The sequence below is a fragment of the Thalassoglobus sp. JC818 genome (assembly GCF_040717535.1).
Lineage (GTDB): Bacteria > Planctomycetota > Planctomycetia > Planctomycetales > Planctomycetaceae > Thalassoglobus.
This window is the reverse complement of record NZ_JBFEFI010000003.1, coordinates 151,603-165,299: the sequence shown is the minus strand read 5'-3', so window position 1 is coordinate 165,299 and position 13,697 is coordinate 151,603. Positions and strand designations below refer to the sequence as shown.

At 53.7% G+C, this 13,697-nt stretch carries 10 protein-coding genes; 7 read left to right on the top strand and 3 right to left on the bottom strand.

What is annotated here, in order from left to right:
* Nucleotides 1-141 precede the first annotated feature (141 nt).
* The 7 genes from AB1L42_RS08545 (at nt 142) to AB1L42_RS08515 (ending at nt 10,918) form a co-directional block, all read left to right on the top strand.
* On the top strand, nt 142-1,059 hold the full coding sequence (locus AB1L42_RS08545; protein WP_367053331.1) for a hypothetical protein: 918 nt from the start codon (nt 142-144) through the stop codon (nt 1,057-1,059).
* Between the two features lie 47 nt (nt 1,060-1,106).
* The gene (locus AB1L42_RS08540; RefSeq protein ID WP_367053329.1) at nt 1,107-1,754 is read left to right on the top strand and encodes a MotA/TolQ/ExbB proton channel family protein; all 648 of its coding nucleotides are present in this window, start codon (nt 1,107-1,109) and stop codon (nt 1,752-1,754) included.
* A gap of 107 nt (nt 1,755-1,861) precedes the next feature.
* Nucleotides 1,862-2,308: a biopolymer transporter ExbD gene (locus AB1L42_RS08535; protein ID WP_367053327.1), complete on the top strand. Its 447-nt coding sequence runs from the start codon at nt 1,862-1,864 to the stop codon at nt 2,306-2,308.
* Between the two features lie 22 nt (nt 2,309-2,330).
* Nucleotides 2,331-3,044: a biopolymer transporter ExbD gene (locus AB1L42_RS08530; RefSeq protein WP_367053325.1), complete on the top strand. Its 714-nt coding sequence runs from the start codon at nt 2,331-2,333 to the stop codon at nt 3,042-3,044.
* A 167-nt stretch (nt 3,045-3,211) separates the two neighbouring features.
* Entirely contained in the window at nt 3,212-6,862 is a 3,651-nt protein-coding gene (locus AB1L42_RS08525) for a PQQ-binding-like beta-propeller repeat protein (protein ID WP_367053323.1), read from the top strand.
* 34 nt (nt 6,863-6,896) lie between these two features.
* Nucleotides 6,897-9,308, top strand: a complete 2,412-nt coding sequence (locus AB1L42_RS08520) for an ABC transporter substrate-binding protein (protein WP_367053321.1) — start codon at nt 6,897-6,899, stop codon at nt 9,306-9,308.
* Nucleotides 9,305-10,918: a hypothetical protein gene (locus AB1L42_RS08515; protein ID WP_367053319.1), complete on the top strand. Its 1,614-nt coding sequence runs from the start codon at nt 9,305-9,307 to the stop codon at nt 10,916-10,918. The genes AB1L42_RS08520 and AB1L42_RS08515 overlap by 4 nt, the downstream gene beginning before the upstream one ends.
* A gap of 88 nt (nt 10,919-11,006) precedes the next feature.
* Here AB1L42_RS08515 and larC read toward each other — a convergent pair whose 3' ends face one another.
* The 3 genes from larC to AB1L42_RS08500 all read right to left on the bottom strand — a co-directional run bounded on the left by larC (nt 11,007) and on the right by AB1L42_RS08500 (nt 13,696).
* Complete coding sequence (gene larC, locus AB1L42_RS08510) at nt 11,007-12,326, bottom strand: nickel pincer cofactor biosynthesis protein LarC (RefSeq protein WP_367053317.1); 1,320 nt, start codon at nt 12,324-12,326, stop codon at nt 11,007-11,009.
* A 148-nt stretch (nt 12,327-12,474) separates the two neighbouring features.
* The gene (locus tag AB1L42_RS08505; protein ID WP_367053315.1) at nt 12,475-12,888 is read right to left on the bottom strand and encodes a thioesterase family protein; all 414 of its coding nucleotides are present in this window, start codon (nt 12,886-12,888) and stop codon (nt 12,475-12,477) included.
* 130 nt (nt 12,889-13,018) lie between these two features.
* Nucleotides 13,019-13,696 carry a hypothetical protein gene (locus AB1L42_RS08500; protein WP_367053313.1) on the bottom strand — a complete coding sequence of 226 codons (678 nt, stop codon included), beginning with the start codon at nt 13,694-13,696 and terminating at the stop codon, nt 13,019-13,021.
* Nucleotide 13,697: the final 1 nt, after the last annotated feature.

Here is a 13,697-nt window from a genome sequence, read left to right as displayed (position 1 = left end):
CTCGAAAGTGAAGGAATTGAGACCACGAACAACTGCCAGATGATGGCAACCATCGGAAAGATTGCATACTATCTTTGCAACAAGTGAGACGATCGAACGTCTTCTTCGGCTACATCAGCTCCGAAAGTATCGCCTTATCTCATGCGATTTTCACCTCTCACTTCCACAATTTCGTCACCCGTTGCTTCCAACGTCCCTGAACCGGTCATGAAGTTAACCTTCTTCGATCGACTCAGTGCCGGGATGATTGCGTTTGTGCTCGGGCTCATTTTAGTGGTGATCGCAATTGTCATCTGGTGGGCGACAACCAGACCGCCAAAACAGACTTTTCTCGTTCCCATGGAGATGGTCGAAATCTCTGGCGGTGCTGAAGATGGGGCTCCCGACGAGACGCTGAAAGTCGAATCCCCCGAAGATCCCGCAGAGAACCCGTCCCCGAATGAAGAAGTCCTCGACGAGCAGGAATTGACCGAAGTGGTCGACAATGTCGTCGAACTGGCTGATCAGGCGACTCAACAAGCTCAGCAGGTCAATGCTGTCTCAACCGACGCATCCGGAACTCCGGGAAGTGCCGATGGAACAGGCCGACGTGGACTGGGAAGTGGTCCGGGGGAAGGCGGGATTCCGAACGAGCAGCGATGGTTTATTCGCTACTCCGACGAAGCTTCGATCTCCGAATACGCAAAACAGCTCGACTTCTTCGGAATTGAAATGGGAGCGCTGCTCCCGAGTGGACAACTCGTTTTGCTCTCCGGAATGAGTTCCACTCCGAAAAAAGTCACGAAGTCTTCCGGTAAGGGGGAAACGCGACTCTATATGACCTGGCAGGCAGGAAATCGTAAAGCTGCCGACGCAGAGTTGTTTAAACGGGCGGGAGTGGACGTTTCTGATGCCATTCTCTTCCACTTTTATCCCAAGAAGACTGAACAGCTTTTGCTGCAGACAGAATTCGAATATGCAAAACGGAACGCGAAAGAGATCCGGCGAACGTACTTCGTCGTGACTCGAAAAGGTTCCGGGTACAATTTTGTTGTCACACGACAGACCTATTTGCGGTAGCGTTTCCAAATCGTGACGATCGCAAACACTGAGTTGAAAGCAGGATTATGGAACTGATTCTGAGATGGTCAGGGCCGGTGATTTATGTCGCCATGGCATTGGCTGCGCTGTATGGGTTGTTCTGCGTTGTATTGCTGATCCGCAAGATCAGCCAAAAGAGATTCTCCAGCCCGGCACGCTCGGCAGAGTTTCTCGAGGAAGTCCGCGATCGTCTGTATCGACGAGATTTTGACGGAATCGCTGAGCTGTGTGATTCTCCTCCGTACTGGAGCAAAGCACTGGCTCAAATGATTCTGGTCGCTTTGGCTCACCGCGACCGAGGGTTGTCCAAGCTGCGAATTCTCCTCGCCGAAAAATATGAACGTGACGTTCTGGCCGACCTTGAATACCGCTTTTCATGGATCGGAACCATTGTCAAAACGGCTCCAATGTTGGGGCTGCTCGGTACGGTTTCGGGGATGATTCTGGCGTTCGCGAAAATCGCGGGTGCATCGGAAACCGGCGTGAACCCGGCTGACCTCGCGGAAGACATCAGTTTCGCACTGTTCACAACCGCTTGCGGTCTGATGATCGCCATTCCGTTGACAATGTTGGCGTCCCTGGTGCAGGTTCGCAAAGGCAAAATGACCGATGCTGTTCAGGAAGACCTGAGCGAGTTCCTGCATGACCTCGAAAAGGTCATGGCAGAAGGTTAATCCCCAATTGATGGTCGTTCGACAATTGACGTTGTCGAGTCAAGCAGTGAAGCAGAACCGTTCAACGGACACGATGATGGCTCTGAAGTGTCGAGAAGGATGGCAAGGTGCCGGCAAATTTCTCCAAGAGTAAGCGAGTCGACAGCGACGACGACGATCTGGACATCACTCCCATGATCGACGTGACGTTCCTGCTTTTGATCTTCTTCATGGTCACCTCCAACATGAAGAAGGCAGCCACTGTCCATATCCCCCCAGCGAGACACGGACAAGGGATTGCCCTTTCGAAATCCACCGTCCTGACGATTTTCAACACGGACGGTGAGCCGGAGATTTACCTCTCCGACGGAACCAAAGAGAACGGACCTGTGACACCCGAAGAAGTCACAGCCTACGTCAACGCCGGAATTCCTGAGGGCAAGTTGAATGTGATCATCAAAGCCGACTCGGAACTTCCGTCGGGATATGTCGAAGAAGTTGCCCGGGCTGCGAATAATACAGAGAACGAGGCGGAGCTGAAGTTTTACGTGGGCGTGATGGACAAAGATAACTAACCCGGATACTCAAAGAGCACTTATGCCGATCCTGTTTCGATGCTCCCACTGTGGGCAGAAACTCAGCATTACTCGCAAAAAAGCGGGCAAGGTGATTACTTGCCCGGAGTGCGTGCATCGCGTGAAGGTTCCTGTCCCGGATGCACTCGAAACGGCTGCCAGCCCGATCGAAGAAGACGAACAGGCCGAGAAACTTCAGATCGTTCGAAGCGAACAGGCAAGCCTCTCTCAAGAAGAGATTCGAAACGAGTGGACAGAGCGTGCCAATCCTTGGCTTCAGGATGAAGACGAAGAAGATGACGACTTCAGCCTGGGTGCCGTCGAACTCGAAGAATCGGGGCTCGACATGACACCGATGGTCGACGTGACATTCCTGCTCCTGATCTTCTTCATGATCACAGCTTCGTTCAGCATGCAGAGATCACTTGAGACCGCACCACCTGAACCAGATCAGGAAGGCGCCGCCCAATCGATCACCATGGAAGACCTCGAAGAGGAATCAGTCGTGGTCGAGATCGACGAACAAAACAACATCAGGGTCGACGATGTCCCTGTCTCCGGAATCGGAGAACTGACGGACCTTCTCGGAGCCAAAATCAGCAACGAAGGAAAAACTGAAATGCTGATCGAAGCTCACGCCAACGCCACTCACGGGATTGTCGTCGCCGTCACAGATGCCGGAATTGAGGTCGAGATGCAGCGAATCCGCCGAGCCTCAAAAAAAGGGGAAGACTGACAGTCGGACAGTTCAGTCCGCTCGTTTTAAGCCTTCCCTTCGATTCCAAAGTTCAAATCAAAACTGAATCAAAAGCAATAAAAGACGTCCGAATTCAACGATCAAAAATGATAATCGAACCCGAATTCCTCACCGAATTCGGCTCTTCTGAGCAAGCAGGTTGATTGATGCCGTTTCTTGAAATCATTCACATGACTGGCGACTCCGAGCGACGGGAACTGTCAAAACAGATTCCTGTCACCATCGGAAGCCACGCCTCTGCCGACATTACGATCGACGAACCGGACGTCGAAATTCTGCACTGTCGTATTAGTTGGGGAAAGTCAGCTTTCGAAGCAGTTTCCCTCGGAACAGGTTCGATCGACGTCAACGGAACCCCAGTAAACAAAGCTGTCTTAAAGGACGGCGATGTATTGAGATTCGGTTCCGTCGATCTTCGCTTTCATTCCGGTGAAAAAGCAGACGTCGCTGGCGTTGGTGTCGACAGTGCATCCTCACTGAAACCGTTGACGGAAGAAGTCGAAGTGAGACGAGAAAGAGAAGAACGTTCTCGACCATCCAAGCCCTCCGAAGACGTCATTGACGATGTCGATGAATTCGTCGACGACGACGATTTCGATGGATCAAACGAAGGAAGCTTGGCCGCCGGACTGGAAGCCCTCGCTGCTGAAAGTCGCAGCGGAGAAATCTCGTCCAAGCCAAAACGCAAATCCAAATCCTCAAAGTCTTCTCGCTCATCCTCAAAAACAAAAAGCCGAAGCAGTTCGAAGCCCGCAAGCACAGAGAAAACAGAACCTGCCAAAGCTGAGGCAAGCTCCGCTCCGCCTCCAGAACCGAAAGCTCCCGAACCTCAACCCGTCGTCAGTCGTGATGATGAAATGAGTCCGCGCTTGCGGGAAGCGATGCGTTCTTCCCGACAACGTCGCCCGGGTGAGGAAGATCCCCTGCGATCTCCGCTTGTGCTCGGACTCGCTGGCGGTGCAGTCGCCCTGATGCTGACCGGTGCAATTTTCTACTTCATCGCGTTTCGCCAGACGACTCAACAGGAATTCGATCAGGCCAAAGCGGTCTACGATGAAGGCAAGTTCCAAAACGCGATCGCCGCATTCAACGAATTCATCCTCCTGCACCCTCGTGACGAACTCAGCGTGAAAGCGAAGGAGTTGCTCGGGCTGGCGCGTGTTCGACAGCAGATCGAAAGCGCAACTCCAAAATTTCCGGAGGGCCTCGATGAACTGCGATTGTTCATTCGTGAGAACTCCGATCGAGAAGCCGACTTCGAAGCACTTCATCCGGAAATCGTCAACCACGCTCGAAAGATTTCGCTCGAATCTGCGGTCGCAGCCGGAAGACAGTTCAACGAAGACTTCCTTCGCATCTCGCGCGAAGCTCGGACAATTCTGAACACGTACTCTCCCAAAGATGCTCCGCCGACGGAAACACTGAATCAAATCGAGTCGGCACTCCGGGTTTCGGAAGCAGCGATTCTGCGAAACAACGTCTTCAAAGATCATGTCGACCGAATGGAAGCCGCCCTCAGCACCGAAGGCGGGGAACCGTCGCCGCTAGATGCCCTCAAAATCCGACGCGACCTCATTGTTCGCTATCCCAAATCAAGCCCGACGGATCGAAATGGATTCGAGAACGACAAACAGGTTGTCTCACTCTTCAATCGAGCACTGACTGCCGAAAAAGACAAAGTCATCCCAATCGATGTCGAGCAGGAAGCGATCGTCGAAGATCGAACTCCCGAAGCTGATTTGCTTACCCTTGCATTTCAGGGGCGCACGAAGATCGACGAAATCTCGGTCGGAAAATCGGTAGTCGCCCTCGCGAAAGACTGCCTGTACGGAGTCGACTTCGTCACCGGGGAACCGGTTTGGAGACGCGTCATCGGCTTGAACACCCCGTTCTTCCCGATCGAAGACGACAACCTTCCCAGCGTTATTTTCTTCGACACCAACCACCTCGAGCTGGTCCGGCTTCATCAAACAACCGGACAACTCATTTGGCGGCAGCGAATCGACGATTACGTCAGCAGCCCTCCGCTCATGGTCGACAACACCATCTACCTGTCGACAGATTCCGGCCGATTGATCGCGATCGACCTCGAGAGTGGCCAGATGGTCGGAGAGCTTCAATTCTCCCAGCCGATTTCCGGAGCTGTCCAGCTTCGCGACGAACAACACCTGCTTGTCGCTGGCTTTGAAGAAGTTCTCTACACCATCTCACAACGTCCATTCGAATGCACGAATGTCTCTTACCTGGGACAAGCTCCCGGATCAGTCGGAGCACCTCTGCTTCCGATGGGACCGTACACCCTACTCATTGAGAACCGGACTGATTCAGCCACATTGCACTTGTTGCTCGCCGAGTCCGGAACCGAACCGATCGTTGAAGTCGACTCCGCTCGCGTGTCGGGTCGTGTCATCGACGCTCCCGTGATTCGCGGACGCGATCTGTTCGTCCCTGCAACAGGACAGAGAATCTACGCGTTCAACGTCTCTGACGATCCCGGACAACCTCCGTTGACAGCGGGCCCCGTCTTCGAAGGAGCTCGTATGGGTGACGTCAGCATGAGCCTGCTAACCGGTCCGAATGGCCAGGTTTGGATGGCGACAGATGCACTCAACCGATTGCAGCTGACAACGGACTCACTCCAACCAGATGGTGATCCCATTTCGCCGGGACTGGCGACTCAGCCTCTCAAAGCACTCTCGGGATTCCTTTTGAATGGCCGCAGCCGACCTTACACCTCGGCAGCAACGTTCACTCGCACCGACCGGGAATCGCTGACAAGCGACTGGCAAATCGTACTCGGAGGACGCCCGCTCGCTTCGACTGTTCGAGGCGATGGTTCATTCAACCTCGCCATGGTCAACGAAGCCGGCCACGCGTTTCGTGTCGGAGATCGCCAGCTGACAGGCGGACCCTTTCTAACGAATGCATCCGTCCGCTTGCCGCTGCATCCCGACCTCGTCACCCCGCTGATGGGGGCAGAGATGTCGAACAATCGAATTGCAATCGTCTGCGGTGACCCCGAGCCTCGCTTGTGGATGATTAATGCAGCTGGGCAAATCGAAGGTTCACCTCAACTCAGCAAGCCACTGCAAGCACCGCCGTGCCCACTGGGTGATCGTGTGGTCTTGCCGATTCCCGGAGCACTCGACTTCGCACGATTTTCCGGTCAGACACGGATTCGTGGATTCCAGCTACCAACCGGAGATGAATCCGAATGGGAAAATGTCGCTTCCATCAACGACGAAACGATCGTCGCTGTGACGACCAACGGGACGGTTCGACTCCTGAAGATTCAGGCATCGCCAAGCCCTCATCTCGCAGAAGTCGCCAAGCTCGAACTCGGCAGTGATGTTTCAATTCCTGTCGCGACAAGTGATTCGATGATCGCCGTCGCTGATGCTTCTCGAAAGTTGTCACTGCTCGACACGAATCGACTTGATCCAGTTGCGACCCGCCAGTTCTCTGACCCCATTTCCACAACACCTGTGTTTATCGGTGATATCGTTCTCGTCCCACAGGGAGGGAAGTCGCTCCTGGCAGCGTCGACCACCGATCTCAGCGACGTCTTTACGATTCCAACGAACGGCGTCCCACCCACCGGCGCTGTCGAAAAAGACTCAAAGGTTGTCATCACACTGCAGAACGGACAAGTGCTTTACGTCGACATGAACAGCCATGAAGTCACAGCCCGACAGACCCTTGACGCAACGCTGAGCGATGCCCCATTCGTCGCAGACGGAAGCATTTTCGTCTTCTCGATCGATGGGACCCTTTACAAACTTCACGACCCTTCGTGAGTTCACAGCAACAGGACTTTCTTAGTTTGACCTCATGACTCGTTGGACAATGAAACATCTCCCATTCACTCTTTTGTTCTTGCTGATCATCTCCGGGATCTGCATTGCTCAGTCGGAGGAAGAGGAAGCTCTTCCGACGCTGGAAGAGATGACGTTGCCCACAGCCGAACAACTTCTCAACGATCCTCCCAAAGACTGGGTCGTTCTGAACACCGGCGGAGTCTTGACTGTGGAATCGGTCAACCCGCGCCCGGACACACTTGCTCTCCGTCAGGCAGAAATCGAAGCCAAAGAAGAAGAGCGACGAAGACTCCCCGTCGAACAAAGAGACCGGTTGTCACGCGAAATCGACGACCTCAATCAGTTTTTCGTCTCTCTCCCAAATGTGCAGGGAAACCCGGAGTTCAAGTTTCCGCTGCGACGAATTGTGGAGATCATCCATCACGAAGACCTGATGATCCGCCGCATCAAAGAACTTCTCAAAGTCGATGAGATCAACCCTGCTCTCGAACTGCTCACACGGCTACAGCGAACACGCAGCGACTGGCCCGGCCTCAATGAGGTTTACATCGACCTGCTTTTCGTCGATACCCGAATTCGAGTCGACAATGGAGACTATTCATCCAGCCTGATGCTCATTGATGAGCTACTGGAGAAAGACAAAACTTACGGTGGCATTCCTGAACTGGCGGGTCGAGCCATTTCCGGGCTGACACAAGCTGCGATCGACCGCAACGACTATCTGTCCGCACAATTCTATCTGAGCTGGCTTGAGAATCGATTTCCAAACCATTCAGTTTACGACCAGTTTTCCGGGCAACTCTCGCAAAAAGTTGAATCGATCCTCGCCAAAGCTGACGAAGCTGGCCAGACCGGAGAACACCGCGAAGCAGCTAAGCTCGTTGACGAAGCGGTTTCGATTTGGCCACGAACACCCGGACTCCGCGGACCACATCGTGTCCACTCAGAACGATTCCAACGGTTGAAGGTCGGAGTCATCGACGCCCCTGGCGAGTGCGATGCCTACTTCATCGAAGGTCCCGCAGACCGTCGCAAGGCGGAACTCACCGAGCTGAACCTCTTCGAAGTCGACCGACTCCGCGACGGCACAGCTTATTACTGGACTCGCTTCTTCGATGAATGGGAACCGACCGATCTCGGCCGCGAGATGCGATTCAAGCTGAAGCAATTTCGGCAACCATACGAAATGCAGGCCATTGTTTCGGTGACGGATATCGTTACGCATCTGATCAATCGCCTGAATCCTGATCATCCAAATTTTGACGAACGGCTCTCAGCCTACGTCAATTCCGTCGAGGTCATTTCACCAACGGAATTCTCGCTGGCGTTCAAACGGGTTCCTCCTCGCATCGAACCTCTTCTGGCCCAGATCACCGTCGGCAACCTTAACGAAGACGAAGCAATCGGCCCAATCACCGATCCCGGTGGATTCCGAATGGTCGACGAAGCTGACGACCAGACCGTTTACCTGCGCAAGCTCTCGGAACCGGAAGGGCTTCAAAAATATCACGTCGCGGAGGTCCTCGAACAGAAATACGAGTCCTACGAGAAGGCTGCACAGGGGCTAGTCCGCGGTGAAGTTTCGATGCTTCCAGAACTTCCCGATCGAATCATTCGCCGCATGCAGGCCGACGAAGCCTTCATGAAGAAGTTCTTTGTCTTGCAGTACATGATGCCCGAAACTCATGTCTTGCAATTCAATCCCGCGAGCACAGTCTTGCGCAACCGCGAACTTCGAACCGCACTCGCTTACGCAGTCAACCGCGAACGATTGCTGCGTGAAGTCGTTCTTCAAGACCCGAAAATGGCACACGGTCGCCTCGCCACCACACCGTTCTTCGCTTCGAATCCTGGAAGAAACTTGCTGGTCGAACCTCGTCGACACGACCTGTCAGCAGCGGTCGCAATGTTGTTGGCATCCAAGAAACAGCTCAAAGACGGAATCCCACCTCTCACCATGATCGTCGCACCTGGCCCGGTCGAAGAGGAAGTGGCACGTGATATCGCTCGTGTCTGGAACAAGATCGGCTTGCAGGTAAACCTCGTTTACGCCCATGAACCTAAACCAGCTTCCTGGGATATCCTCTATCGCCGAACACAGATTCCTGAACCACTCGTTCAAATGTGGCCATTCCTGTCACTTCAGCCGCGAGCGAAATTGAGCGATTTGGATCACTACCCTGACTGGCTGAAGCAGGAACTTGTTCAGCTCGACCGCACAAGCGATCAAAGCCGAGCCATCACAGCACTCCAAACGCTCCACCGACATTTGTGGTACGACACATCCGTCTTTCCGCTTTGGGAGTTGGATCGTTTCGTCGTGATCCGGAAAAACGTGCAGGGATTCCCGCAACGCCCCCTTCACTGCTACGACCGCATTGACCGCTGGACAATCGATGCGTGGTACGAAACCGAGTTGCCATGAAACAATTAATGACTGCGATGAATCCTCGAATGCTCGCTGTCTTTTGCAGCGGACTGCTTGTTCTCTCGCTGTTCGGCAACGTTCAGCGTGTTTCCGCTCAAGATGCAGACCAACCAACAACCCAACAAGCCGAGTCCTCGGATAAAGAAGAAGCAGCTCAAGCTTCGGATGATTCGAAGGAAGCCACTCCCGTGGTCCCTCCTCAGCCTGAGCCCTGGATTCTGCGTCCCTACCAGATCCGCGTGATTCTGTCGGTTGGGCCACACGCAAATTTGAGATTCGCCAATCAGCCGACATTCGCTGATCGAGTCGAACGTCTGATCTCGTCAGAAGTCCACAAAATGTGGGAGGTCGACGTCACCCTCGCCGATGAGTCCACCTGGATCACTGAGGAACAGCTCGAGTCACTCAAAGAATTCAAAACACAAAAGTCATCAACGGAAAACCCAACAGAGGAATCTACCGAAGCAGAAACAGCATCCACTGAAGAACAATTCGACAAGACGATTCTCTGCACGATTTCTTCGATGACCGGTCGATACGATATTGCGACACGAGAATGGGATGCGAACTCTCAGTCACTCGGAAGCTTTCACTCGTCATCGATTCTTGATCAGCGAGACCTTCAAGCGGAAGCAGCACGCCTCGTCCTGGAGAGCTTTCGGCCTCTTGCAGAACTTGAAACCATCGAGGACGAGAAAATCGAGTTCCTGATTCGGGCAGGTGAACTATTTGCTCGCAATCCCGACATGATGCAGTTTCAACCGGGCGATTACCTGGTCCCGTATTTCCGCTATCTGGATCGTCAACGCGTGGTCCAACGGATTCAGCCGATCCCGTGGACGTATCTAAAAGTCGAGTCCATCACGCGCAGCCGAATGCAGGTCTCCATGACGTCCGCGTTTGGATCACCGATCGCTGGCTCACGACGGCGCGTCGAAGTGATGGCGATGCGGATTCGTCCTCACCTGCCCGCGACGGAAGTTCTCATCTACCCCCGAGGCGACCGGCTGAATCCTCTGGTCGGATATCGCTGTGAAGTGATGAATCGCCTTCCCAGCGAAGAAGACAAAGTCGAGGACCGCCTGAAACTGCAGACAGATCGGCGTGGAATCGTGACCATCCCGGCAGATCACGAAACCCCGGTTCAGTACCTGTTCGTGTATAGCGGAGAAGCACTCTTGGCCCGTGTTCCACTGATCCCGGGTTATGAACCGTTTCTGGAAATCGAAGTCCCGGACGACACCCATCGCCTGAACGTGGAAGGCGAAGTCACTCTCCTGCAAAGCGAACTCATCGATGTCGTTGCCACGCGAGAAGTCCTCATGGCCCGGACTCGTGGAGCCGCGAAAAAACAAGACTGGGAAAACGTCAGCAAGTTCCTCGTCCAACTCCAGGAACTCCCGACTCTCGAAAACTTCCGCAACCGAATCGAAGGTCTTGAAGTTCGAGGCGTCTACGAAGCCCGGGCTGCACGCGATCGCGTCGCAGAAAGTCGAGTGAAAAGACTCTGCCGAGGGATTCGTGAGTCCGCCGAGAAACATCTCGACCCATTCCGAATCGCCGAGTTCCGTCGTCAGATGGACGAAGAACGACGCAACAGCGGGTAATGCTTCTTCCGAACTGCATTGAACGAACACGCAAGTCGAAAGCTGAGCACAGCGAGCGACTTACGCTACTGCAGGACTCAGGTTCAATTTACCCATGATCATGGCCGTGATGATCGTGATCGTGCCGATGGTGGTCGTGATCATGGTCATGACCGTGGTGATCATGATCGTGAGTGGTGTGATCTTTGGCTGGCAAATGCGAGTGTTTTGGTGAAACTTGCTCTGGGCTTGATCCAATGCTTTGTGCATCGAAGGCTGTGATTGCCGACCGATAGACTTCGCGAATCGGGATCGAGTGCTCTTTGGCGATTCGGGCGCAGTCTTCGAACTCCGGAGAGAAGCTCGGAACTCCGGTTCGGTGCCAGGCAACCTTTCCAAGGATCGGGCCAAGATCGGTGAGCACGGTATGAGCCTGACGCGCGAGAGTTGATCGCAAGATTCGCTGTTGTCGAATTCCGAGTGTCCCGGTTTCGGCGAAGAGGATCTCTTCCATCTTCTCCTGATGAAGTGGGTCTGCCAGCACACAAAGCATCGTAGCTGGGCGCCCTTTCTTCATTTGAATCGGGATTGAATAGACGTCTTTCGCACCTGCTTCGAGAAGTCGCTGCATCGTATGGGCGATCACTTCGCCGCTAATGTCATCGAGATTCGTTTCCAGCAAACAGACTTCATCTGTCCCTGCTGGAACCGATACCGTTCCGACAAATAGTCGCAGCAGATTCGCGCGAGACTCGAAATTCATCGTCCCAGCCCCATAACCGATCGACTGAATTGTCATCGACGGCAATGGGCCAAATTGATCAACGAGTGTTTTGACAATCGCAGCCCCTGTGGGAGTCGTCAGCTCAGCTTCGATCGGCACGTCGATCAACGGAATGCCCTTGAGAAGCTCAGCCGTTCCGGGAGTGGGAACATCACACAGCCCGTGATCGATGTTGACCTGACCTCGTCCGGGCGGGATCGGGCTGCAATGAATCTGATCACACCCAAGGAGATCGAAACCGACAGCTGCGCCGACGATGTCGACAATCGAATCGATGGCCCCCACTTCATGGAAGTGAATGCTCTCGACGTCAGTACCGTGAACTTGTGCCTCTGCCTTTGCAACTTGCAGAAAAATCGACTGCGCGAGGCTTCGTTGTTTGTCGGAAAGACCGTCTGCCTGATTCAAAATTTGCACGATGTCGCTGTAGTGACGATGAGCATGCTGTTCAGGATGTTCAACACGAATGTGCCGGGCTCGAAAACAGCCCTTCATGACTTCGCTCACTACGAGATTCACACCCGGAAGACGCAGCGACTGAATTGCCGATTGCAGTTTCTCCTGATCGATCCCTGCGTCAATCAACGCAGCCAGCGTCATATCTCCGCTGATTCCGGTTCCACACTGCAGGTAGGCAACTTTCATGAGTGCACTCTGATAGCTTCTTGAACAGTTAGGGCGTGACCACGAACTCAACAGTGCCCAAAGATGATGCCGGGCTTACCTGACTTCGTCTATTGAGATGAAATCCGCCATTCTCGCGAACGAATTTGTCAGTCGCCAGAACTAACGATTAGTCAATCGCGGTAGCATCGTTTGAATCTCCATAGAGGAGTTCGTTAGACATCCTCTGGATTTCGCCGTCACGATTCAAACACGCGAGAACTGTGCTTCCGGTCGCCAGCAATTCTTCTCCCCGTAGAACTTCGTATTCGTGCTCGAGCTTGGCTCCCGACATTCGAGACACCCGCACGCGAAGCGTGAGAAGATCGTCGTACTTCGCTGGCTTTTTGTACTTGCATTGAACATCAACAATGACAAGAAACAAACCACGTTCTTCCATCAGACGGTAGTTGCCGCCGTTGGCTCGAAAGTACTCAGTGCGAGCCATCTCGTAGTACTGGATGTAGTTCATGTGATGCAGCACGCCCATAGCGTCTGTTTCACAGTAGCGAACCCGGTTCTCCACCTCGAACCAATCAGACATCCTTGAATCCCTCCGAGCGTGTTGCTCGTCCTTGTCTGCACCGCGAGTTCGTGACGAAGTGTTACTTACATTCGAACAAACATGTCCTAACTCCTCGGGTTGAGACCCCCAAGGCAACTCTCACAAAGAATCACCCCTTGAAAGGACCTTGCTGTTTCGCCAACGCGATGATTTCTTCTGTCGAGGAAGGTGTTTCGCGGCTGGAACTCGCTGCCGGTGCACTCTTCTCCTCAGCAGCTGGCTGTTCGACGGGAGCCTCTTCAACCGGGGCTGATTCACTCGCTGCTGCTGCGGCTTCTGCCTCAGCTTTGGCAGCGCCCTGCTGTCGAGCCATTTCGAGTGGGGAGAGTTTCGCACCTGAAGCGGATGCTGCTGGCTTTTCTTTGGCTTCAGGTTTTGCGGCCCCTGCTGCTCCTTGTTGTCGTGCCATCTCCAGCGGCGAGAGCTTTTTGCCTTCTCCGGAAGCTGGTTTGGCTCCAGCAGCTCCCTGCTTTCTCGCCATTTCGAGCGGGCTCTGACCAGAGGCAGGCTTTTTCGGAGCTGATTCCGCCTTTGGTTTGGCCTCGGCGGGCTCTTTCTTCGCCTTCGGTTGAGGCGCGTCCACGACTTTCAGGAAGCTGGGATCAATATCGTACCAGCTGATATCAACCGGTCCGTCGAATTGAACCAAGGCCCGGCAGTTCATATTCACGGTTTTCACTCGCCCAGTCAGGCCGACAAATCGACGTAACTCGGCAACTCCCTCATTGACTACAACGTACTTGTCAGTTAGTTGCCGTTTGAGAGCTTCCGCTTGATCAATCATCATC